This window comes from Chelativorans salis, assembly GCF_025336525.1.
GTDB lineage: Bacteria > Pseudomonadota > Alphaproteobacteria > Rhizobiales > Rhizobiaceae > Chelativorans > Chelativorans salis.
Genome location: NZ_JAOCZP010000014.1, coordinates 11,560 through 33,685 on the forward strand (window position 1 = coordinate 11,560; position 22,126 = coordinate 33,685).

20 protein-coding genes are annotated in these 22,126 nt (G+C 63.0%); 15 read left to right on the plus strand and 5 right to left on the minus strand.

The window, feature by feature from the left end; translation table 11 throughout:
* Positions 1-3 precede the first annotated feature (3 nt).
* The 11 genes from N5A92_RS25830 to N5A92_RS25880 all read left to right on the plus strand — a co-directional run bounded on the left by N5A92_RS25830 (position 4) and on the right by N5A92_RS25880 (position 12,527).
* Entirely contained in the window at positions 4-1,920 is a 1,917-nt protein-coding gene (locus N5A92_RS25830) for a TRAP transporter permease (RefSeq protein WP_260907384.1), read from the plus strand.
* Positions 1,917-2,696 (plus strand): IclR family transcriptional regulator, encoded by a 780-nt coding sequence (locus tag N5A92_RS25835; protein WP_260907385.1) that lies wholly within the window; start codon positions 1,917-1,919, stop codon positions 2,694-2,696. Before N5A92_RS25830 ends, N5A92_RS25835 begins: the two co-directional genes overlap by 4 nt.
* 84 nt (positions 2,697-2,780) lie before the next feature.
* The gene (locus tag N5A92_RS25840) at positions 2,781-3,797 is read left to right on the plus strand and encodes an amidohydrolase family protein (RefSeq protein WP_260907386.1); all 1,017 of its coding nucleotides are present in this window, start codon (positions 2,781-2,783) and stop codon (positions 3,795-3,797) included.
* 11 nt (positions 3,798-3,808) lie between these two features.
* Positions 3,809-5,266: an aldehyde dehydrogenase family protein gene (locus N5A92_RS25845; protein WP_260907387.1), complete on the plus strand. Its 1,458-nt coding sequence runs from the start codon at positions 3,809-3,811 to the stop codon at positions 5,264-5,266.
* A 509-nt stretch (positions 5,267-5,775) separates the two neighbouring features.
* Entirely contained in the window at positions 5,776-6,672 is an 897-nt protein-coding gene (locus N5A92_RS25850) for a methylenetetrahydrofolate reductase (protein ID WP_260907388.1), read from the plus strand.
* A gap of 37 nt (positions 6,673-6,709) precedes the next feature.
* Positions 6,710-8,107, plus strand: a complete 1,398-nt coding sequence (ligM, locus tag N5A92_RS25855) for a vanillate/3-O-methylgallate O-demethylase (RefSeq protein ID WP_260907389.1) — start codon at positions 6,710-6,712, stop codon at positions 8,105-8,107.
* 116 nt (positions 8,108-8,223) lie between these two features.
* A complete protein-coding gene (locus tag N5A92_RS25860; RefSeq protein WP_260907390.1) occupies positions 8,224-8,967 on the plus strand; it encodes a GntR family transcriptional regulator in 744 nt (247 codons plus the stop codon).
* A 190-nt stretch (positions 8,968-9,157) separates the two neighbouring features.
* Positions 9,158-10,117 carry an ABC transporter substrate-binding protein gene (locus N5A92_RS25865; protein ID WP_425248647.1) on the plus strand — a complete coding sequence of 320 codons (960 nt, stop codon included), beginning with the start codon at positions 9,158-9,160 and terminating at the stop codon, positions 10,115-10,117.
* A gap of 14 nt (positions 10,118-10,131) precedes the next feature.
* A complete protein-coding gene (locus N5A92_RS25870; protein WP_260907392.1) occupies positions 10,132-10,830 on the plus strand; it encodes a L,D-transpeptidase in 699 nt (232 codons plus the stop codon).
* Positions 10,831-10,879: 49 nt separating this feature from the next.
* On the plus strand, positions 10,880-11,251 hold the full coding sequence (locus tag N5A92_RS25875) for a hypothetical protein (protein ID WP_260907393.1): 372 nt from the start codon (positions 10,880-10,882) through the stop codon (positions 11,249-11,251).
* Between the two features lie 211 nt (positions 11,252-11,462).
* Positions 11,463-12,527 carry a hypothetical protein gene (locus N5A92_RS25880; RefSeq protein WP_260907395.1) on the plus strand — a complete coding sequence of 355 codons (1,065 nt, stop codon included), beginning with the start codon at positions 11,463-11,465 and terminating at the stop codon, positions 12,525-12,527.
* A 103-nt stretch (positions 12,528-12,630) separates the two neighbouring features.
* On the opposite strand, the gene N5A92_RS25885 is transcribed toward N5A92_RS25880, so the two are convergent.
* Both N5A92_RS25885 and N5A92_RS25890 read right to left on the minus strand, forming a co-directional pair.
* A complete protein-coding gene (locus N5A92_RS25885; RefSeq protein ID WP_260907397.1) occupies positions 12,631-13,752 on the minus strand; it encodes a 5-methyltetrahydropteroyltriglutamate--homocysteine S-methyltransferase in 1,122 nt (373 codons plus the stop codon).
* Positions 13,753-13,853: 101 nt separating this feature from the next.
* A complete protein-coding gene (locus N5A92_RS25890; RefSeq protein ID WP_260907399.1) occupies positions 13,854-14,546 on the minus strand; it encodes a TetR/AcrR family transcriptional regulator in 693 nt (230 codons plus the stop codon).
* A gap of 154 nt (positions 14,547-14,700) precedes the next feature.
* Here N5A92_RS25890 and N5A92_RS25895 point away from each other — a divergent pair, with 154 nt between their 5' ends.
* Genes N5A92_RS25895 through N5A92_RS25905 form a run of 3 tightly spaced genes read left to right on the plus strand, consistent with a single transcriptional unit; the run spans position 14,701 to position 17,656 of the window.
* On the plus strand, positions 14,701-15,708 hold the full coding sequence (locus N5A92_RS25895) for an efflux RND transporter periplasmic adaptor subunit (RefSeq protein WP_260907401.1): 1,008 nt from the start codon (positions 14,701-14,703) through the stop codon (positions 15,706-15,708).
* Positions 15,709-15,713: 5 nt separating this feature from the next.
* The gene (locus N5A92_RS25900) at positions 15,714-16,955 is read left to right on the plus strand and encodes an ABC transporter permease (protein WP_260907403.1); all 1,242 of its coding nucleotides are present in this window, start codon (positions 15,714-15,716) and stop codon (positions 16,953-16,955) included.
* Entirely contained in the window at positions 16,952-17,656 is a 705-nt protein-coding gene (locus tag N5A92_RS25905; RefSeq protein WP_260907405.1) for an ABC transporter ATP-binding protein, read from the plus strand. The genes N5A92_RS25900 and N5A92_RS25905 overlap by 4 nt, the downstream gene beginning before the upstream one ends.
* 510 nt (positions 17,657-18,166) lie before the next feature.
* Here the strand turns inward: N5A92_RS25905 and N5A92_RS25910 are convergent.
* The 3 genes from N5A92_RS25910 to N5A92_RS25920 form a co-directional block, all read right to left on the minus strand.
* Positions 18,167-18,616 carry a TIGR02588 family protein gene (locus tag N5A92_RS25910; protein ID WP_260907407.1) on the minus strand — a complete coding sequence of 150 codons (450 nt, stop codon included), beginning with the start codon at positions 18,614-18,616 and terminating at the stop codon, positions 18,167-18,169.
* 14 nt (positions 18,617-18,630) lie between these two features.
* Positions 18,631-19,455 carry a TIGR02587 family membrane protein gene (locus N5A92_RS25915; RefSeq protein WP_260907409.1) on the minus strand — a complete coding sequence of 275 codons (825 nt, stop codon included), beginning with the start codon at positions 19,453-19,455 and terminating at the stop codon, positions 18,631-18,633.
* 95 nt (positions 19,456-19,550) lie between these two features.
* Positions 19,551-20,534: an alpha/beta hydrolase gene (locus N5A92_RS25920; RefSeq protein WP_260907411.1), complete on the minus strand. Its 984-nt coding sequence runs from the start codon at positions 20,532-20,534 to the stop codon at positions 19,551-19,553.
* Positions 20,535-21,092: 558 nt separating this feature from the next.
* On the opposite strand from N5A92_RS25920, the gene N5A92_RS25925 reads away from it, so the two are divergent.
* Entirely contained in the window at positions 21,093-22,004 is a 912-nt protein-coding gene (locus tag N5A92_RS25925) for a dihydrodipicolinate synthase family protein (RefSeq protein WP_260907413.1), read from the plus strand.
* The last annotated feature ends 122 nt before the right edge of the window (positions 22,005-22,126 follow it).

A 22,126-nucleotide genomic window follows, 5' to 3' on the forward strand; every position in this document is an offset into this window, starting at 1 on the left:
GCGATGACGCCCGGCCTTCCGCCCGGCATCTGGCGCCCCATCGTGGGCGCCCTTTCTGTCTGCTTGACGCTCACGGCCGTGGCATGGTCGCTCAACCTGCCACGCAGCTTCGGCATGGCATTTTATCCGCAGCAGTTCATGGCTGTCGTCCTGGCCTTCGCCCTGCCGATCGTCTTCCTCATGCTGCCGGGGCAGCGCGGGGCAACGCGCGAAGTCGCCCCGTGGTATGACTGCCTCCTGGCACTCGCCGCCTTCGCGGCCGTGGCCTATGTGGCGTTGCGCTATCCGCAGGTCGTCAACTTCATCTTTTCAAGGCCGCCAAGCGCCTATGTGCCCGGCCTCGTCATCATCCTGCTTCTGCTCGAGGCGCTGCGGCGCACGACGGGCTGGGCGCTCGTCATCATCATCGCCGTTTTCCTCGCCTATGCGATGTTCGGCGATCATGTGCCGGGGCGGCTTTCCGGCCGCGCGCAGGACTGGCGGATGCTTGCCGGCTACATGGCCTTCGATTCCAACGGCATACTCGGTATTCCAATGGCCGTGGCCGCCACCGTGGTGGTGGCCTTCATCCTGTTCGGCAACCTCCTGAGCATTACCGGAGGTTCCCGCTTCTTCACCGATGCCTCGCTGCTTCTCATGGGACGTTTTCGCGGCGGCTCCATGAAGATCGCGGTTCTGGCTTCCGGCCTGTTCGGCTCCATCTCCGGCTCGGCCGTCGCCAATGTCACGGCCACCGGCATCGTCACCATCCCGATGATCAAGCGCGACGGCTATCCGGCTCATAAGGCCGGTGCCATCGAGGCGGTGGCCTCCACGGGCGGGCAGCTCATGCCGCCGGTTATGGGGGCGGCTGCTTTCCTCATGGCTGAGTTCCTGCAGATCTCCTATGCGCAGGTGGCGCTCGCCGCGCTCGTGCCGGCGCTGCTCTATTATGTGGCACTTTTCATCCAGGCGGATCTGGAGGCCGCACGGCTCGGTATCGCGCCCGTGCCAAAATCGGCGATCCCGCCGGTGGGACCGGTTCTGGCGGGCCTGCACTTTGTTCTCGCCTTCGTGGTGCTCATCGGCGCGCTGTTCTCGCTGCGATGGCAGCCGGAGCGCTCCGCGCTGGCAGCCGCGCTCACCGTCGTCGCGACCTCGCTCCTGTTCGGCTATCAGGGCGCGCGGCCGAGCATCGGTCGGCTCCTCTCCTCCTTCGAGCAGACCGGCAGGGCGGTCGTCGAGATCATCGTCATTTCGGCGGCCGCCGGGCTGGTCATCGGCGTCCTCAACGTCACGGGGCTCTCCTTCAACCTCACCTATGCGCTGGTGCAAATCGGCGGCGGCAGCGCGCCGGTGCTTCTGGTGCTGTCGGCGGTGGTATGCATCGTGCTCGGCATGGGATTGCCGACGCTCGGCGTCTATGTGCTTCTGGCGGCACTCGTGGCGCCGGCACTGGTGGCGGTAGGCATCGAGCCGATCGCCGCGCACCTCTTCGTGCTTTATTTCGGCATGATGTCGATGATCACGCCGCCCATCGCCATCGCTGCCTTCGCCGCCGCCAGCATCGCGCATGCGCCGGCGATGAAAACCGGCTTCGCCTCGGCGAAGTTCGGCTGGTCGGCCTTCATCGTGCCGTTCCTGTTCGTCTTCTCACCGACGCTGCTTCTGATCGGCGAGCCGTTGGATATCGTCTTTGCCGTCGTCACCGCGGGTGCTGGCGTGTGGCTTGTCTCGGCCGCGCTCGCCGGCTATTTCGCCACCAGGCTGTCGATACCGATGCGGCTCCTGTTCGGTCTTGCGGGTCTCATGGCGCTGGTGCCGGCGGGGGCTTTCGCTGGCGCTATCTATAGCGACATCGTCGGGGTGGGTGGCGGTGCGGTCTTGCTGGCCGTCGAGGCTTATCGTGCCCGCGAACAGAGGAAGAAGGCGCTATCTTGACGGAAAACGCAGGCAACAGTCTCAAGCGCGGCCTGGCCATCCTGGAAGTGTTCTGCGAGGACCGTCTGGAATGGACGCCTGAGGAACTGATGGAGAAGCTGGGCTACAGTCGGCCGACGCTCTACCGTTACCTTAAGACGCTGCGGGAGGCCGGTCTTCTGAGTTCCTCTGCCAGCGCCGGCTTCACGCTGGGGCCCAAGGTGGTGGAGATGGACTTCCTTCTGCGCAAATCCGATGCGCTCATTCTCAACGGCCAAAAGCATCTCAAGAATCTCACAGAAAGATACGCTTGCACGGCCCTTTTAGTGCGCCGCTACGGTGACCGCATCCTGTGCGTGGCGTCGGAACGCTCGGTCGCCAACCCGCGCAGCAGCTATCCGCGCGGCCGGCCGATGCCGCTTGGTCGTGGTGCCATCGCCCGTTCGCTGATGGCCTTCCTGCCACGGCGCCAGCTCGTTCCGATGATCGAGCGACACATGGAGGATCTGCATGCCATCGGCCTCGGCAACACAGTAGAAGAGGTATACGAAAGCCTGCGGCGGGTGAAGCGTGCCGGCTATGCCGTGGCTTTCGGCGAGGTGACGCCCGGCGTGGTGGGCATCGCCGCACCGGTCTACGACGCCGGCCGCAGTCCCGTCGCCAGCGTGTGCGTGACCATTGCCGGCCATCTCATCAACGGCAACGACATCGACGAGATCAGCGCCCATGTGCGCCAGGCCGGCCTTGAGATCAGCGAGGCGTTGTCGCTGGAACGGGAAACCGAGAAGACAATCTGACAATTATCTCATCCAATGAGATGATTGTTGACTCAGCTTGCACCGCCGCGCATCCTTGCCCCAACAACCGGCAAGCGAGGACGCATGAAGAAGATCGACATTTTCAACCACATATGGCCGAAACCTTTCTTCGAGGCACTGATCGCGCATGTCGGCGAGATGACTGACATCACCATGCGCTCCGGTGCAGTGCCGATGATGACGGAGCTCGACCGGCGCTTTGAGGTCATGGACATGTTCGGCGAGGACTATCGCCAGGTTCTCTCGCTCGCCTCGCCGCCTCTGGAAAAACTCGCCGGGCCGGAAAAAGCGCTGGAGCTTTCCCGCATCGGCTCCGATTCCATGGCAGAGCTGTGCCGAAAATATCCCGAGCGTTTCCCTGCTTTCATCGGTACGGCGCCAATGAACAATCCCGATGCACTAGTAGAAGAATCGAAACGCGCCATCGAGACGCTCGGCGCCGTCGGCATGCAGATTTTCACCAATGTCGCCGGCAAGCCGCTCGACCTGCCGGAGTTCGAGCCCTTCTTCGACTATATGGCCTCGGCCGGCAAGCCCGTGTGGCTGCACCCCGCGCGCGGCGAGAATTTCCCTGACTACCAGTCCGAGAGCCGTTCCGAATACGAGATCTGGTGGACCTTCGGTTGGCCTTACGAGACATCGGCCGCCATGGCCCGTCTCGTCTTCTCGGGCATCTTCGACAAGTATCCCGGCCTCAAGGTCATCACCCATCATGCCGGCGGCATGGTGCCCTTCTTCGAGGGCCGCGTCGGCCCCGGCTGGGATCAGATGGGCAAGCGCACCACCGACCGCGATCTTGCCGCCGTCCTGAAGGCGTTGAAGCGCCCACACCTCGACTACTTTAGGGATTTCTACGCCGATACGGCATCCTTCGGCTCGCGCAAGGCCATTGAGCACGCGATCGAGTTCTTCGGTGAGGACCACGTGCTCTTCGCCTCGGACGCGCCTTTCGATCCCGAGGGCGGCCCCATGTATATCCGCGAAACGATCGGCATCCTGGACACGCTCGACGTGTCCGAGACGACACGCTGGAAACTCTACCAGGACAATGCCGCCGCGCTTCTCGGATTGACCATCTGAGGGAGGAGACGATGGATATAAATCGTCCCACGGCACAGAACTATCTCAATGGAGAATGGATCGGCGGAGAGACCGCCGCCGAAAGCCTGAACCCGGCGGACGGTAGCGTGCTCGGCCGCTACAGCCCCGGCTCGCGAGCACTCGCGGATGAGGCCGCCACTGTTGCCCGGGAGACCTTCGAGCGCACGAGCTGGGCCGCGTCTCCGCGCTTGCGGGCGATGGTGCTCTACGAGCTGGCGGATCGGCTGGAGGCGGCGAAGGACGAGCTCATCGACCTCATCGTGGCGGAGAACGGCAAGCTCAAGCGCGAGGCGGCAGGCGAGATGATGGGCGCCATCTCCGAGACGCGCTACTATGCAGGCCTTGCGCGCACCATCCTCGGCCGCACGCTTGAAACGGCACCTGGCAATGTCTCCATGATGAACCGCGAGGCGGCGGGCGCGGCGGCGGTCATCGTGCCGTGGAACGCGCCGGTGACGCTGCTCATCCGCTCGCTCGGACCGGCACTCGCCGCCGGCTGCACGACTGTCATCAAGCCCGCCCCGCAGACGCCGCTTATCCATTCGCGCGTCATGCAATGCATTCATGATTGTCCTTCGCTGCCCCGGGGCGTGGTCAACTCCGTCAACGAGAACGGGACCGAGGTAGGGGAGGCGCTGGTCGCGTCAGAGGATATAGACGTCATCAGCTTCACCGGCTCCAGTCGCACCGGAAAGCGCATTATGGCAGGCGCCGCTCCAACCTTGAAGCGGCTTTCGCTGGAGCTGGGTGGCAAGGCGCCAGCGGTGGTTTTCGAGGACGCCGATCTCGACCTGGCTTGCCGGGAGCTGACCGGCGGTGCGCTCATGATGGCTGGGCAGATCTGCGTCGCAGCCGCCCGTTTTCTCGTGCACAAGCCCATCGAGCGCGAATTCACCGACCGCATCCGTGCCGCTTTCGCAGCCGTGCGCGTCGGTCCCGGTTCCGAACCATCGAGCGAGATGGGCGCACTGATCGACACGGACAACCAGGCGCGTATCATCCGCCTCATCGAGCAGGCGAGTGACGAGGGGGAATTGATCCTGAAAGGCGGCGTTCCCGACGGCCGGTTGTCGCGCGGCGCCTTCGTCACGCCCACGCTCTTTCGCATCGACGACGTCAGCTCGGAGCTGGTTCAGGAGGAATTGTTCGGCCCCGTCGTCTCCATAGAGACCTTCGAGGACGAGGCCGAGGCGGTCGCCAAGGCGAACGCCACGCGCTACGGCCTGGCGGCCAGCCTTTTCACGCGGGATATAAACCGCGCAACGCGTGTCGCGCGCGCCATCCGGGCAGGTACGGTCTGGCTCAACTGCCATAGCAGGCTCTTCGCGGAAGGCGAGACCGGCGGCTATCGCCAATCTGGCCTCGGCCGGCTGCACGGCGTGGAAGGGCTCAACGACTTCCTGGAAACCAAGCACATCTGTCTCGAGGCAGGCGTAGTCCAGGCCTGAGGGTTATCGGACACGAGGTTGCAAGCGGTGGTATACAGGGATCCGCTGCCGCCGCCTTGAAGCGCGACCAGGCAGGATCACCATCGAGGGAAAATGAGTGTGAAGTCGACCGGCGGATGCTGCAAGCGTCCGGCGAGGCGGAGGGCTCGCCGCATCCCCGCTTCCACTCAAAAGCCGGAGGCAATTGATCTTTCTCGGGATTTTCAGGAGCGTGGCGCTTCGATCTGCCAGTATACCGAAAAACGAATAGAAGGACCTGCAGCACGCTAGGCTTGGAACTCGACGCCGCGCCAATCGTTTGTCGGCAGGTGTGCTGTTCAGGGAGAGGATGCTCTAGAAGTCATGGGGAGCAAGGCTACGCGTGGTCAAATGTGCTCCCTGATGAATTTGTGGCCGGCCGACCGTCCCTGTTTCGAATTCGACGCACAATTGACAGCGCCCGCGAAGAGATGCAGATTGTATACCGTCAGCATGCATCGGTACATTCTCTTGCAGGCGAGGAGCGGTTAATGACGTGGGAGCACAAGGCTGAGGAAAAGACGGCGCTGGCCGCGCTGCTACAGACCTATTCCGTCGAGGTGACGGCGCGCGACGAGCACGCGCTTGGCGCCGTTGCGGAGATCCTGCGGCCTGGAACGGAAGTATTCGTCGCCAACCTGCCGAACGAGAATGCTGACGTGCTCGTCAGGGCCGCCGCAAGCCTGCGCCGAGCCGGCCTGACACCCGTACCGCACATCGTCGCTCGCAACATCGCCACCCGCCAGGAATTCGAGGAGATGCTGGCTGGCCTCGCCGGCGAGGCAGGAGTGCAAAAGGCGCTCGTTCTGGGCGGCGACCGCGACCGGCCGGCGGGCGAATTCAATGCCGCTCTTCAACTTATTCAGACGGGGCTTCTTCAGGAATACGGTATTCGGCGGATCGCCATCGCTTGCTATCCGGAGGGCCACCCGCGCATTGCCAACGACGTGTTGTGGCAGGCGCTTCGCGACAAGCTTGCGGCCGCCGCTGAGGCGGGGCTCGACGCGGCTTTGGTGAGCCAGTTCCTGTTCGACCCGCAGCCTGTCGTGGCCTTTGCCAAGGCGCTCCGCCGCGCCGGCATCGCCGCCCCGTTGCGCATGGGCGTCGCGGGGCCCGCCAACCGGACGAAGCTTATCAAATACGCCCTGCGCTGCGGCGTCGGCGCCTCCTTGCGCGTGCTCAGGGAACGCGGCAATCTGGCGCGGAACGTGCTTGCGGGTGAGACGCCAGACGAGCTTTTGGGCGAGATCGCGCTTGCTCAGGCGGGCGATCCGTCTCTCGGCATCGCCGGGGTCCATTTCTTCACCTTCGGCGACCCGGCACGCTCCGCCCGCTGGGCAGAGGAGCAGCGGCAGCCAAGCCGCGAGGACGCCATGGCCGGCGCGTAAGGATCATCGAAACGTAACGCATCGCAGGGAGGAAACCATGCAGAACCTGGAACAGAAACTCCAAAGCGCCGGCAATCCGGTGAGGATGCTGCGCCATTCACAGATCGGCGCCTACGTCTATCCGGTCGTGCCCCCGGAGTTCACCAACTGGCGCGACGAGCAGCGCGCCTGGCGGGAGACGGCCGTGCTGTTCGACCAGTCGCACCACATGGCAGAATTGATGATCGAGGGGCCGGACGCGCTCAAGCTCCTGTCGCATCTCGGCGTCAACAGCTTCGCCAATTTCTCTGTCGACAAGGCCAAGCAGTTCGTGCCTTGCAGCCACAGCGGTCACGTCATCGGCGATGTGATCCTGTTCCATCTGGCTGAGAACCAGTACCTCATCGTCGGCCGCGTACCGGCGATCAACTGGGTCCAGTTCCACGGTGAAACGGGCGGCTACGACGTTAAGCTCGACCGCGACGACCGCTCGCCGGCGCGCCCTATGGGCAAACCCGTTGTGCGCCGGCGCTACCGCTATCAGATCCAGGGCCCGGCGGCGATGAATATCCTGGAGAAGCTGAACGGCGGTCCGCTGCCAGAGGTCAAGTTCTTCAACATGGACACGATCGAGATCGGCGGCCGCATTGTGCGTTGCCTGCGCCACGGCATGTCGGGTGAGCCAGGGCTGGAGGTCTGGGGGCCGTACGAGGAAGGCGAGGAGGTGCGCGCCACCATTCTGGAGGCGGGAGCCGAGTTCGGCATCGTGCCTGTCGGCGCGCGCGCCTATGCCACCAACACGCTCGAATCAGGCTGGATTCCCTCGCCGCTGCCGGCCGTCTATACCGGCGAGGAGATGAAGGCCTTCCGCGAATGGCTGCCGGCCGAGGGCTACGAAGGCACCGGGTCAATCGGCGGCAGCTTCGTCTCCGACGATATCGAGGACTACTACCTGACGCCTTACGAGATGGGCTATGGCCCGTTCGTCAAGTTCGACCACGACTTCATCGGCCGCGAGGCACTGGAGAAGATCGCCGACAAGCCGCACCGCCGGAAAGTGACCTTCGCCTGGAACGCGGACGACGTGGCCAAGGTCTTCCGCTCAATGATGGAGCCCGGCATCGATAACTACAAATACATCGACCTGCCGCTGTCGAATTATGCCTCGTCGAACTACGACAAGGTGACGAAGAGCGGCAGGACCGTCGGCTTCTCCATGTTCTCGGGCTACAGCTACAACGAGCGCTCCATGCTGTCGCTGGGCACGGTCGACCCGGATGTCCAGATCGGCGATGTACTCACCCTTGTGTGGGGCGAGGAAGACGGCGGCACGAAGAAGACCACCGTCGAGCCGCACAAGCAGCTGGAAATCCGCGTCAAGGTCTCCCCGGTGCCCTACTCGCGGGATGCGCGCGAGACCTACGCGGAGAGCTGGCGGACAAAGCAGGCGGTATAGCCTGTTCCTTCCCCTGGAGAGCGTGCAGCTTCAGGGGAGGGGTTACACTTGACAAGCCGTTGTATACTGAAGGTACTCTGGTCCCACGGGCAGGCCGCAAAACCAGGGCAAGGGCGATGAGACGCACAGCGGAGAGGAAGCAGGACAGCCAGACGTTCAAAGCGCTATTGGGCGTGCGCGACCTCGTGCTGGGCGGCGCGGTGCCACCGGGTGAGCGGCTTTCAGAGGCGGTGCTCGCCGAGCGGCTCGGCATCTCGCGCACGCCGCTGCGCGCCGCCCTTGCGCGCCTGGAGCAGGAGGGGCTTCTGGAGCAGATACCCTCCGGCGGCTACGCAGCACGCAGCTTCACAATGGCCGATGTTTTCGACGCCATCGAGCTGCGCGGCGTCCTGGAGGGCACGGCCGCCCGGCTGGCTGCCGAGCGCGGCGTCCCGCCGGCCCGCATGAAGGCCATCAAGCAACTTGTGGCCGAACTCGACAAGACGTTCCGCGGCCGGCCCGAGGACATGCTGTTCGACCAGTATGTGGAGCTCAATGCCGAGTTCCATGCCATGCTGGCAACGCTTCCGGGGAGCGAGATGATGCGGCGCGAGGTGGAGCGTGCCACACACCTTCCCTTCGCCTCGCCCAGCGCCTTTCTGGAAAAGCAGGAAGACGTTCTCGCCTTCCGTCTCTCTCTGGTGCACGCCCAGCGCCAGCATCAGGAGATCGTCTCGGCCATCGAAATGCGCGAAGGTGCGCGCGCCGAGGCGCTGTCGCGCGAGCACGCGCGGCTCGCGCGGCAGAGCATGGAATTCGTGCTGGACGAGGACCGCAGCCTGATCCCCCGCGTGCCGGGGCTGGCGCTGGTTTCGGCTTGACATGCAAAAACCTCGGCCCGGACAAGTGGCCTTGGTCGACCCCGCCATTGATCACAGACGAGTTCGACTCTTGCCTTCGACAAGCTGAAGCTTCGCGACTGGGATGAAGTGGCTTCATTTTGTTTACAAGCTATGATTATAGTATGGGCTATGATTATTTTGATTTGGAAATTGCCAGAGGGGACAACAGATGCAGTCATGCGGCATCGCCCGAACTGTCTTGACCGTTGCGGCGGTGATCACAACACTTGCTTCAGCGCGGACTGCGGATCTGATGATTGCCATGCCGAACTGGCCGTCCGGCCAGGCCACGTCCAATATCCTCAAGGTTAGTATCGCTGAGAGGTTCGGCCTCGATGCCGAGGTCCGCGCAATGGGCACGCTGTCCGCATTTCGCGGTCTGGATTCCGGCGAGGTGGACATTCATCCCGAGGTCTGGCGCCCCAATCTTGATGAGTTGATCAGGAAATACGAGAGCGACAAGGGGAGCGTGATCGTCAGCCTGATCGGCGTGCCGGCATGGCAGGGCCTTTGCGCAACCCCGGAAGCTGCCAGCGAGCTTGGCATCAAGGACGTGGCGGATCTTAGCGATCCAGAAAAAGCGACCGCACTCGACACGGATGGCGACGGGCAGGGCGAGCTCTGGATCGGCGCACCGACATGGTCATCGACAGCCATCGAACGGGTCAGGGCCAACAGCTACGGCTACGCAAAGACGCTGACACTCGTCGAGGTCGAGGAGGATGTCGGGATGGCCGCGGTCGATGCGGCCGTGGCGACCGGACGACCGATGGTTTTCGCATGTTATGCGCCGCATCACGTTTTCAAGCTTCACGATATTGTCCGGCTTGAGGAGCCGGCGCACGACCATTCGAAATGGAAGATCGCGTCTGCGGAAGACCCGCTCTGGATCTCCAAGTCGAGCGCGACCGTAGCCTGGCCCATTTCGCACTTCCACATCGCCTATTCGACGAAGTTCGGCGAAGAGCATCCGGATGTGGCGGCATTCCTGGAAAAGGTCAATTTCAGACCGGCGGAGGTGAATGCCATGACCTACGCGCTCCAGGTCGAGCGCCAGGATCCTTACGACTATGCGAAGAATTGGGTCGCCGACAATAGCGGGCGCGTCGACGAATGGGTGAAGCCATGACAGGGAAGAAGGCGATGGAAACACGCTCTCCGACCTCCTCGGGTGCAGGCAATACCAATCTGCACCGTAGGATCCTTGCCGCAGTGCTTCTTGTAGCCTTTGGTCTTGGAACGACGCCTACTTACGCCGAGACACAGATTTTCGATCCGCAGACCCGTAAATGGGTGAAATACGACCGAGAGGCGGCGCGCAAATATTTCTCCCGCAACAAGCAGCCGCCGGAAGCCTTTCGCCGTCAGGTCGTCAAGTTTCGCACCGCGGAGGAGCCGGGCACGATCATCATCGATGGCAACCAGCACTTCCTCTACCTGGTCCAGCCCAACCACCAGGCGATCCGCTACGGCATCGGCGTCGGGAGGGAAGGATTCGGATGGGCCGGGATTGTCAGGGTAGGGCGGACGGCCGAGTGGCCGACGTGGACACCACCGGCGGAGATGGTTGAGCGCGATCCCAATGCGCGCAAGTGGGCGGCAGGCATGCCCGGCGGTCCGGACAATCCTCTCGGCGCGCGGGCACTGTATCTCTATGAGGGAGACCAGGACACGATCTACCGTATCCACGGGACGCCCGAGCCTTGGACGATCGGCCTTGATGTATCGTCAGGCTGTATCCGCATGAACAATGACGACGTTATCGATCTGCATTCCCGCGTTAAGGTGGGAGCCAAAGTAGTTGTGCTAATGCAGGGCGCAGCGCTCTACAAAGGTGTTTGAAGATCAAGGGCGTTCGAGGGGACGTCACATTTGGAGGGGAGCAATATTGATGTCGCTACGTCAGTTCCGGCTGCCGGTCGTGCCCGCCACCGCGGGAATCTTCATGGCAAGCCTGACGCTTGCCGGGTGTGTTTCGAGCCCCGAGCCCGAACCGCAGGCGATGGCCAGATCCAGCCAACAGACGGCACCCGCCGACTTGCAGCTTTTGTGTGCGAGTGCTGCAGCAAGCGCCGCGGAGGCCGGAAGCGCCAGGGTGCTTCCAGTCAGCTCGCGGCAGCTTGATGCCGGCAATTACCAGGTCGATCTCGATGCTGCCGGCAAAAGGATGAGCTGCATCGTCGATAGCGAGGGAAACGTTAAGTCGATCCAGCCTTCAGGGAACGGAGGCCGTGCCGAAGTTGCTGCGGAAATGGCCAACTGACAAACTGAAGCCTTCGAAGTTGAGTGCTGACATTCCGCGTGCCCAAATCAGCCTTTTTGGAACGCATCCAACATATTTTGTTATTTCGGCTGTTACCGAACCGTGGATACATTCCCTTCAAGAAGAAGAAAATGATTCAAGGGAGAGACACTATGACTTCCCGCCTACTCCTCATCGTTGGCTGTGCAACGGTCCTGTCGCTGACGCCTTCATGACGTCCGGAAACGGTTTCCTGCCCGCCGGCTTCTCGATCAACGCTCATGCCGACAAAGGTGGCAACGGTGGCGGTAATGGTGGAGGCGGCGGAAGCGCCGGCGGCAAGAGCAGCAAGGCGAGCAACGGCCACGGCCACAAGTTCGGCGGTCAGTCGCGCTCGACCGCCAGCATCAAGCGCAACTCCACGAAACGTGGAGGCCATGGCAGCGGCAGGGCGCGGAATCTGGGCGATTTCTTCGGCGGTGTGGCCGGTGCGGCGCGCAGTGCCTTGGGTCTCGGCCACCGGACGGCGAAAAGTGAGAGCCGTTCACCGGGGAAGCTGCGCGGCAACGGCCCCGCTACCAGCAACCGTCCACTCGCCCAGAAGCCGATCCCTGTGCCTCAGCCGAGGCCAGCCGATCAGCCGAATTTCCACGCCAAGCTGGCTGGGCTCAACTCGCTCAACCGCAACTATCATGCCTATCTGAACGCGAACGACCCGAAGATGGCCGCCATTCAAGACTATGTGCTGGCCTCAGTCGAATATGAGATCGCCGCGGAGGATCTGGAGGCGCTCCAGATCGAGCTCGCCGCCGCCGCCGCGGCTTTCGCCGCACGCCTCAGCGGCATCGAGCCATATGACGGTTTCAGCTATGAGGACCTTGCGGTCGAAGAGCTGCAGGCCCGGCTGGACGTTCTCCAGACGCTCGACACAACGGGGCTCTCTAATGAGGAGATCGCCATTCTAGAAGCCGAACGCCAGGACCTGGAAGCCGCCCTCGCCAGCAGCGAGTTGGCGGCCCTCCAGTCAGCCGAAGCTGAGGTGATTGAGTTGGAAACGGACCTGACCGAGCTTCAAGGCGCGGTCACCAATGAGGCGCTCGAGGACGCACTGCTTGCCGGCGCCAATCCGAACCGCGTTGAGCAGTATGGTGCGGAGGACTACGTCGACCAGGAGATGCTGGACTGGGCGAAGGATCTCCTCGGCGTTGGCGATGCCCATGGCAAGATCGATGAGGTTCGCGCCGTGCTGGAAAGCGGGGAAACATTGACGGACGAGGAAATCGCAGCGAGCGAATAAGCTCGCTGCCGGTTGCTCTCAAACTTGTAAAGGCGCTCTCGTACGGTTGAGCGAGAGCGCCTTTTTGCTTTGGATGATGTCGATGCCGAGGAGGTGTAGCAGCTCACACCTCTCCCCAGATCGCCTCCGCCGTCTTCACCACTAGCTCCAGCTTGCGCTTCTGGTCATCCTCGGTGATGAGATTGCCTTCCTCCGTCGAGGCGAAGCCGCACTGGGGGGCGATGCCGAGCTGGTCGAGATCGGCATATTTGCCTGCCTCGTCGAACTTGCGCTTCAGGTCGTCCAGGGGTTCGAGGTCGGGCACCTTTGTGCTGATGAAGCCCGGCAGCACGCGCTTCTTGCCCTTCGGCAAAAGGCGCAGCGGCTCCAGCCCGCCGGCGCGATCGGTGTCGTACTCCATGAAGTAGATGTCGACGCCTGTCTTGTTGAAGACGGCATCGGCTGCTGGATCGTAGGCACCCTCGGCCACCCAGGTGGACTTGAAGTTGCCGCGGCACATATGCATGCCGATCAGCATGTCCTCCGGCCTGTCCTTGATGGCGTCGTGCATCATCTTGGCGTACTGGTCGATGAGCCAGTCCGGATCGAGCCCCTCCGCCTTCTTTTCAGTACGGATCTTGGGGTCGCACAGATAGGCGAAGAAGATGTCGTCCATCTGCAGATAGCGGCAGCCCGCCTCGTAGAACGCCTTCACCGCCTTGGCGTAGGTGCGGGCAAGATCGGCGAAGAGCACTTCGAGATCCTGATACTCCTTCGGGTGGACGTCCTCCTTGGCCACGCGGAAGTGGCAGCAGCTCGGCCCCGGAATGGAGATCTTCGGCGTCACCTTGGCCACCGACGCCAGATATTTGAAATGGTCGAGCATCGGGTGGTCGTCGGGAAAGTCCAGCTTTCCGGTGATGGTCGGGAAGATTGGCCGCACGGTCGCACCGTGGAACTGCAGGCCCTGTTCTCCCTCACGTTCCTCCAGGTCGAGGCCTTCGAGAGCGCCCATGAAGTCAAAGTGCCAGAAGGAGCGGCGCAGTTCACCGTCGGTGACAGCCTTCAGGCCGAGATTCTGCTGCATCTTCACCACATCGGTGACGGCGGCGTCCTCGACGTCCTTGAGCTCTTCGGCCGAGATAGACTTGTCCTCGTAGAACTTCCTGCGCGCCTCCTTTACGGGAACCGGGCGCAGAAGCGAGCCAACATGATCGGCGCGATAAGGCGGAGTGTGAGTCGTCATGGCTTCCTCGATTTCGGGACTTGGCGAGCGCCTGAGAGCACCCTCTGGATAGTATCCATATTTAACCCGTTGGCCGCTTGCTGCAAAGCGCCGAAAGCGGTTTATGGCCCGGCTTGGAGCAATGCGCGGGCAAAGCCCGGTTCGGCCATCTGGATTGTGCCGTCCGGCAACTTCAGGAGCCGGTCGACGGCGATGCCGTAGTACCGCAATCGCGTGTCGAGCGTATGGACGGCGTCATCGATCTGGCCGCTATCGGCTTGGCGCAGGGCGTGGTGCATTATTTTTCCGAGCCCCAGGCGCATCTGCAACAGCATGTCTGCGAAAGCGTCCGGGTCGGGCGCGTCCAGGACACCCTCTTCGGCGCCTTGGGCCAGAATTTCAGCGATGAGAGGCATGACGACGGCGCTCACCGCTTGATCGATGCGGTGGAAAAGAACGATGTTTTCCGGCCGGAAGATGACGTCGAAGGTGCTGCGCATCTGCGGCGCCAGCTCGACCTTCAAGCGCCGAGAACCGGCGAATAGCGCATTGAGCCGCTCCACCGCGTCAAGCGACGAGTCGTCGATGATGGGCTGAAGCTCGTCAAGGCTCTCGCGCGCCAGGCGCGCCGACAAGGCCTCCAACAGCGCCTCCTTGGAGGCGAAATAGTGATAAAAGGCACCCTTCGAAATACCCGCTTCGCGGATGATGTCGTTGACGGTCGTGTTGTCATAGCCGTGTTTGAAGAACAGGCGCTGCGCGCAGTCGAGAAGCTCGGCGGAGCGGATTTCCGGCGACTTGATCACACGAGTCACGCAACAACTCTCCTTGCGGCATATCAAAGACGGGTTGTCGGACACGTGGAACCTGTCCTCGGCACCCATTTTGAACGACATTAGACCGACGGTCGGTCTAATGCTATAGGTACCGCCACTTAACTCCGGATTCAACCGCTACCGGGAGACGACTATGCCGCTGATGCGCCTTCTCATCGGGCTTTTGGTCCTGGCCGTCATTGCGGCTGCGGCCATCTGGTACGCATGGCGGCCGGTCGAGGTTTCGGTTGTGAGCCCGACGAGAGGAGACGCCGCGGAAATCGTCTATGCCAGCGGTGTAGTCGAGCCGCGGCGGTGGGCGAAAGTCACGCCCTTGGTGCGCGAGCGGATTGTCGAGCAATGCGACTGCGAAGGTTCCAGCGTGGAAAAGGGCGACGTGCTCGCTCGGCTGGACACAGGGGAGGCGGAAGCCGCGCTTGCGGAGTTGGAAGCGCGGCTGTCGCTGGCACAGGGCGAGTTGAGGCGCCTTTCCGTGCTTGCCGAAAGGAATGCGACCAGCCGACAGGCCGTCGACAGGGCGCAGAGCGAAGTGAGTCAACTCGAAGCGCTGGTGGCGGGACAGAAGGCCCGGCTCGAAAGCTACGTGTTGCGCGCGCCCAGCGCCGGTGTCGTCTTGAGACAGGATGGCGAAGTGGGCGAGGTGGCCGATCTTGGCACGGTGCTTTTCTGGGTCGGCGACCCAAGCCCGCTCATCGTCGTCGCCAACGTTAACGAGGAGGACATCCCTCGCGTCGAGCCAGGCCAGCGCGCGCTGCTCAGTTCCGACGCCTTTCGCGGCCAACAGCTCGAAGCGGTGGTCGACAGCATCACGCCCAAGGGTGACCCCGTCTCCAAGACCTACCGAGTGCGCTTCCGCCTGCCGGAGGACACGCCGCTGATGATCGGCATGTCGGTCGACGTCAATATCATCGTCGGCGTTTCACAAGACGCGCTGCTGGTTCCCTCCGTCGCCGTTGAGGGAAATCGCACCTTTGTCGTCGAAGAAGGTGAGGCGCGCCTTCGGGAGGTGGAGATTGGCATCCGCGGTACAGAGGACGTGGAGGTGTTGTCCGGCCTCCAGGAGAACGCGCGCGTCGTCTCGCCCTATCCGCAGGACCTCGAAGACGGCGCACGGGTCACAGTTTCCGCCGAGGACAGGTGAGAGCCATGCAGCTCATCCTGGAAATCGCCTTCACGCATATTGCCGGGCGCGGACGGCAGACGCTGGTGGCCATTATCGGTGTTGCAGTCGGTGTCGGCTTCTCGATCGCCATGGCGGCACTCATGGAGGGTGGCCAGGACGACTTCGTCGAGCAACTCGTCAACACCATGCCTCACGTGGAGGTGACCGACGAGGAGCGTTCCGCGCGCCGTCAGCCGGCGGAGGCGATCTTCGCCGTCACCGAAATCTCAGGCCTCAGACCCCGCGAGGATCGCCGCGGCATCATCAATCCGACGGCCGCCCTTGCTTGGCTAGGTGGGTGGGTTCCCGGCCGCTTCGCGCCCAGCTTGAACGCGCAAGGGGTGGTGCGCTTCTCCGGCCGTGAGGTCGGCGCCGCCATCGTCGGCATTGATCCGCAGAGCGAGCGCGGCGTTTCTCCGATCGTCGGTGAGTTCGTCGCCGGCGATTTCGCGGCGCTGACGGCAGGCGGCAACAACATCGTCATCGGCGACACCATGGCCGAGCGGTTGGGCGCGGAGCTTGGCGACACAGTCACCGCCGTCTCCTCACAAGGGCTGACACGCAACTTCAGGATCGTCGGCCTCTTCCACACGGGCACGACGGCGCGTGACGAGGGCGAGGCCTATGTGTTGCTGAAGAATGCGCAGATCCTGGCGGAGCGGCCGAACGCCGTCAATAAAATCCGCATCAAGCTCGACGATCCCAATCAGGCGCCGGCGGTGGCGCGCCGCGTCGAGGCAGAGCTTGGCTACAAGGCGGAAGCTTGGCAGGAGGCGAACGAGGCGCTCCTAGAGGCGCTCGTCGTGCGCAACGTCATCATGTACACGGTCGTCGCGGCCATCATGCTGGTGGCCGGTTTCGGCATCTTCAACATCATCTCCACGATCACCCACGAAAAAGCACGCGACATCGCCATCATGAAGTCGCTGGGTTTTGCCGAGGGAGACATGCGCCGCCTCTTCCTGCTCGAAGGCGTGGTGATTGGCCTTGGCGGCTCCGCGTTCGGCTGGGCACTTGGCTTCGGCCTCGTCTACGCTCTCTCGCTGGTGCGCTTCGAACTCGCCGCCACCGGCCAGGAGATGACCCGTCTGCCGATTGCCTGGAGCTTGCTTCACTATCTCATCGCATCCGGCTTCGCTTTGGCCTCCGCCGCAGTTGCAGGCTATCTGCCGGCGCGTCGCGCGGCGAGGCAGAACCCGGTCGACATCATACGGGGCGCGACATGAGTGCGCTTATAGAAGCGGAGAACCTGACGCGCGTCTTGCACGAGACGGTGCCCGTGACACTGGTCATGGACGTCTCGCTTACCATCGGCGAAAACGAGTTTATCGCTGTCACCGGCCCGTCGGGCTCCGGCAAGTCCTCTCTGCTTTATCTGCTCGGCCTGCTCGACCGGCCGACGAGCGGCACGCTCAGGGTAGGCGGCCGCGACGCCGAGCCGATGGGCGAGGGGGAGCGCGCGGGCATGCGGCTTTCCATGCTCGGCTTCGTTTTCCAGTTTCATTTCCTGCTGCCGGAGTTCTCCGCGCGCGAAAATGTCGAGATCCCCATGCGCAAGCTCGGCCGGTTGAGCCGGCCAAAGATGCGCGCGCGGGCAGCGGAAATCCTGGAATCCCTCGGCCTCGAAGGTCATATCGACAAGCGTCCCGATCAGCTTTCTGGTGGACAACGTCAGCGCGTGGCGGTGGCGCGGGCTCTGGCTAACGACCCGCCGCTCATTCTTGCCGACGAGCCGACGGGCAGCCTCGACACCAAAAGCTCCGAGCAGGTGTTCAGGATACTCGAAGCAGTGGTGCGCGAACGAGGCAAGACGGTTGTCGCCGTAACCCACGATCTCGATTTGGCAGCGCGCATGGACCGTCGCATCCATCTGGTGGACGGGAAGATCGAAGCGGATGAAAGCCTGGCGAGTGCGGAAAAGCACTGAGCAGCCTCGACCGGTAGATATATTGGAGAAGGGCAAACAAAAAAGCACCCGCCGGGGGAGGAGATCCGGCGGGTGCCTTTTGGGTTGGCCAGCACTTGGGAGGAGGATAAGGGCTGGCCGAGCTCGACAGGGTTTGGGAGGAGGAGAACCCCGTCGAGAACTTGACGCGTACATAGTCCTGTTGGCGCAGGGTTTAAAGGGGCGAAATGCATACCTGCCTTGCATTTTTGTGCGGTGCGGCATTCGGGCGCGCCCCTCCGCAGGTGCGGCACCTATCCAGCAGCACTCTGGGGCTGCTGTTCCATTCAAAATTATTCTTGGAGGAAGCCATTGGACGCCTAGACATCTACTCTTCCCGATTGCCTCCGGTTGAACGGACCGACACGACGACCTCGGCACGTTCCGTTGCTGGACGGATACGCCTGCGGCGTTGCGGACGCATACGGTGCGGGCGGGCTGCAAATCAATCTCTGGGGCATTCCGCAGCCAGGTCATTTCACACGGCTGTACCTACGGATCCGTGTAGCCCTTCGCGACGAGCCGCAGCCGGTATCGACTCGGGTCCCGGCTGAAAAGGAGCCCGCCTCGCTGCCCAGAATGCGCGGGGATGTAGTCGATCGTAACTCCGCTCGTCTCGATCGTCTGGGCATCGCGCTCGATCCGCCCTTCAATCTCCACCCCCGCGGCGGTCACGTCGCTCCCGTTGACGGCGCGGAAGTCGACGCGAAAGCCGTTGTCCGTCGCCTCGACCTGTTCGACAAGAACGCGCAGCTCCGGCTTCATCGCCGCCGTATTGAGCGCGTGATAGAGGATGAAGCCGACTATCGCCAGGACGACGAGGGCCGAGAGCCCTCCTACCACCCATTCAAGCGCGTGCGGCTTCTTGCTCCGGCTTTCATCATGCTTCGGCGTTTGTTGCGCCGCCCCACTCTTCATCGACCGCTGCCGCTTCTGTCCCATCCGGCGCCTCCCCCTCAAAGGATCAGCCGCGCCGCCGCCGCACCGATGGCAGCGGGAAAAGCCAGGACCACCATGGACATGAGCACCGGCATCAGAGCGACGTCATCGGTCCGCCCGAAGGTCCAAAGCGCATAGAGGCTAATCAGCAGGGCGATTGCATAACCGGTTACGGTGAAACGCAGAAAGGCGCTCCACCAAGGCGTTTCAGGCGGCAGGGAAGGATCTGAACCTGCGAATTCCAGGGCATAGACGAAAGCGTGCATCAGGAAGATGGACAGGGCGATCAACGCCAGCGCGTGCCATCCGGTCATCTTGTAGGAAATCAGCACCATCTCCTCGGTCGGCGCCACGTTGAGGCTGAGGAAGAGAGCGCCAACCGCCATCAGGAACAGCTCGCTGGCATAGTTCACCTGCTCCGTCCCCTCGGACGGCTCGACCTTGCTTCCGCCGAGCTGGCTGCGCCCGAGGAGCGCGCCTATGCTCGCCGGCACCGACTGCAGCGCTACCTTGCCGACGATCTCATCCGCAGGCATGGCAAAGGTGACAACGCCGAAAACGGCGAGCACGACGACGCTGGCAACGATACCGATAGCATAGGCGACCGCCACATCGCGCAGATCGTCGTGCCAGCGCGTGGTCTCCTCGAAGCCCGCATGGTGGGAAAGGAGTATCAAGAGCGGCACGTTGAGGATCAGGAGGAGGGCGAGGCGAAAGCGGTCCACGTAGAAGCCGAGCCACCACATCTCCATCGTCATCAGCATCGGCAGGCCGAAGATCAAGGCGCCGCCAAAGCCCCGGCCAAGCCCGACGAGCAATTTGCGGCGCGGCGACTGGCGCACTTGCTGTTCTATCTCCTGCCCGGCGGGGCGGCTTCTCGCCTTTTGCATAGCTGTCCGAACGCATCGGAGGGGCGTTGCGTTCCCGCTCCTGCAGTTCAGGCCACCTTGTCCGTGCGGATCGTCGTCAGCATTTCAAGCCTGCGGTTTACCCATCGCCGCACATAGGCGTTCGTCTTGACGGCTATTGAGGTCTTCAGCCGATTGAACGCATGCGGCGCCTCCGGCACGACCGTCAGTTCGGCATTGCCGTTGGCAGCGTTCCACCGTTCCGCCATCTGCAGAGTGTCGTCCAGCAGCGGGTCGAGAGCGCCCACCAAGAAGAGTGCCGGTGGTAGACCCGCCAGGTCTGCGTAAAGCGGGGAGATGTCCGGTCTGCGCCTTTCCACATCGCTCCTGTCCGCAGTCAACCGTTTGAGGTTGCGAAAGGCCGATGGGCCGTGCAGCACCAGTGTCTCGGGCCCTGCGGCGCGAAGGCTCGGGCTGCCGCTCAGATCATAAGCGCCGTAAAACAGCACCGCCCCGGCAAGCCTGGAGGCCTGCCCCGCATCACGTAGGGCAAGCAGCGCGCACGCCGCCAGATGTGCGCCGGCCGATTCGCCACCGATGACGATGCGGTCCGTCCCGAATTCGCTCATGCAGTTTTCCACAAGCCAAAAGGCCACCTTGCGGCAGTCCTCGATGCAGAGATCGAGCCGATTGTCGAGAGCCAGGCGATACTCCACACTCACCACGGCCATGCCGCATTCTGCGGCGATCATCGCGTTGCACGGGTCGTCGCAGCGAGCATTGCCGACGATCCATGCGCCGCCGTGAATATCGAGATAGATGCCCTTGGGCCGGGTGTTCGGGCGCAGTATCCTCACTAAGATCCGCCCCCCGTCGAACACAACCTCACGCATCTCGACGCGTACATCCAGACGCTGCAGATAGGGCTGCGGGCGAAGCTGCTGCGCCCGCATAACGCCCTGCATGAGAAATGCTTTGATCCGCCCACGCGGGCGGAACTTCGGCATCCAGGCGAGCTTCCGGTTGAGGTGCCTGGCTTCGGCGAGATCGGCGGGATCGAGACGTAGAGGCATGTCTGAATTCAGCGGTGCTGGCAGGGCACGTCCAGGTGGTTCAATTGGGCTCGCCTTCGAGTTTTCAACAAGAAGCCGGCTTTTCCAAGGGGCGTGAGGTGGCGGAAACCGTCGAGGGGCAGCCTTCGCAGGTTCAGCCGAACGTCTCGACAGCCGTCACTAACCGGTAGCCGTCAAAAAAGTTCCGTCAGCAGCGTCGACCGCCGGACTGGACCTTGCTGCACTGTTGTGCGATTCTGCGACTCACTGCGGAACCGTCAAAGGCAACCGCAGGGCCGGCATTCAGGCAATGCCTCTGACTCCCGGGGGCGCCGGCCTCAGTTCTCCCAGTGGGGGCGCGGGGAGAAGCGTTGCGTTACGGCGAAAGGTTCAGGAAGCGGTCTTTCGAAGAGGTAGTTGCGCGAGCCTTCATGAGTTCGGGCACAGCTTCGCACGCATCCTCGGTACCGCATTCGACGTTGCAGGTACCGCCAAGGCGAGTCATATCAACATCCATGCCGCGATTGCCTAAGCGCGCAAGCTGGCGGCGCATCCAAAACCCGTACCCGGAGCATGATGATGAACTCGCGCTCGCCACGAATTTCCGGCGTCTTCTCCGCCGCCGCCACGCCTCTCGGCAGGAACTTCGCCCCGGACCTCGGCCTCTTCAAGGTCCATTGCCGCCGGCTGATCGAAGAGGGATGCGACGGTCTGGCGGTGCTCGGCACGACGGGGGAGGCAAATTCTTTCTCGCGCGATGAACGCAGGCAGATTCTGGAGGCAGCCCTCGAAGCAGGCCTCAAGCCAGGCCAGCTCATCCCCGGTACCGGCACACCGGCGATCCCCGACACCGTGGCACTGACGAAGGATGCGTTGGCACTCGGTATCAACCGCGTCCTCATGCTCCCGCCCTTCTACTACAAGGGCGTTTCTGACGACGGCCTCTTCGCCGCCTATGCCGAGACCATCGAGCGCATCGGCGACGCGCGCTTGCAGGTGCTGCTCTATCATATCCCGCCGATGTCCGCCGTGCCGCTGTCGATCCCGCTGATCGAGCGGCTGGCCGCGGCCTATCCGGACACGGTGGTGGGCATCAAGGATTCGGGCGGCGACATCGCCAACATGAAGGCGGTGCTTGCCGCCGTGCCGGGCTTTGCGGTCCTCTCTGGCGCCGATCCGCTGATGCTGCCGTTGCTGGAGGCCGGCGGCCACGGATGCATCACCGCGACATCCAATCTGATTGCCGGCGAGTTAAGAACCGTCTTCGACCATTTCGCTGATCCAGAGCGCAAGGTCGAGGTCGCCCAAGCGCAGGAGCGCATCACCGCCTGGCGCACCCTCGCCAACCGCTTTCCGCAAATCCCCACTGTCAAGGCATTGCTCGCGCTCAAGACAGGCGAGACGACCTGGCGCAACGTGCGCCCGCCACTTCGCCCGCTCGACGATGCGCAGCTTGAGGAGTTGAAAGCCACCATGGCCGCGCTCGGCTAAGCAGGGCAGGGGCATCAGCACGAACGAGGAAAGCCGATGCCCCGGCTACCCGCCTCTCACCCAAGGCTATCGCCCATGGATGGGGTCATAGTTCGGCTTCGCCGGCCCCCCTCCCTCAATCC

Coding starts and splice junctions, on each gene's coding strand:
- N5A92_RS25900 (WP_260907403.1), top strand. CDS start 15,714: ATGCAGCTCATCCTGGAAATCGCCTTCACGCATATTGCCGGGCGCGGA.
- N5A92_RS25870 (WP_260907392.1), top strand. CDS start 10,132: ATGGAAACACGCTCTCCGACCTCCTCGGGTGCAGGCAATACCAATCTG.
- N5A92_RS25905 (WP_260907405.1), top strand. CDS start 16,952: ATGAGTGCGCTTATAGAAGCGGAGAACCTGACGCGCGTCTTGCACGAG.
- N5A92_RS25910 (WP_260907407.1), bottom strand. CDS start 18,616: ATGGGACAGAAGCGGCAGCGGTCGATGAAGAGTGGGGCGGCGCAACAA.
- N5A92_RS25925 (WP_260907413.1), top strand. CDS start 21,093: ATGAACTCGCGCTCGCCACGAATTTCCGGCGTCTTCTCCGCCGCCGCC.
- N5A92_RS25920 (WP_260907411.1), bottom strand. CDS start 20,534: ATGCCTCTACGTCTCGATCCCGCCGATCTCGCCGAAGCCAGGCACCTC.
- N5A92_RS25850 (WP_260907388.1), top strand. CDS start 5,776: ATGACGTGGGAGCACAAGGCTGAGGAAAAGACGGCGCTGGCCGCGCTG.
- N5A92_RS25895 (WP_260907401.1), top strand. CDS start 14,701: ATGCCGCTGATGCGCCTTCTCATCGGGCTTTTGGTCCTGGCCGTCATT.
- N5A92_RS25840 (WP_260907386.1), top strand. CDS start 2,781: ATGAAGAAGATCGACATTTTCAACCACATATGGCCGAAACCTTTCTTC.
- N5A92_RS25860 (WP_260907390.1), top strand. CDS start 8,224: ATGAGACGCACAGCGGAGAGGAAGCAGGACAGCCAGACGTTCAAAGCG.
- ligM (WP_260907389.1), top strand. CDS start 6,710: ATGCAGAACCTGGAACAGAAACTCCAAAGCGCCGGCAATCCGGTGAGG.
- N5A92_RS25885 (WP_260907397.1), bottom strand. CDS start 13,752: ATGACGACTCACACTCCGCCTTATCGCGCCGATCATGTTGGCTCGCTT.
- N5A92_RS25875 (WP_260907393.1), top strand. CDS start 10,880: ATGTCGCTACGTCAGTTCCGGCTGCCGGTCGTGCCCGCCACCGCGGGA.
- N5A92_RS25880 (WP_260907395.1), top strand. CDS start 11,463: ATGACGTCCGGAAACGGTTTCCTGCCCGCCGGCTTCTCGATCAACGCT.
- N5A92_RS25865 (WP_425248647.1), top strand. CDS start 9,158: ATGCAGTCATGCGGCATCGCCCGAACTGTCTTGACCGTTGCGGCGGTG.
- N5A92_RS25845 (WP_260907387.1), top strand. CDS start 3,809: ATGGATATAAATCGTCCCACGGCACAGAACTATCTCAATGGAGAATGG.
- N5A92_RS25830 (WP_260907384.1), top strand. CDS start 4: ATGACGCCCGGCCTTCCGCCCGGCATCTGGCGCCCCATCGTGGGCGCC.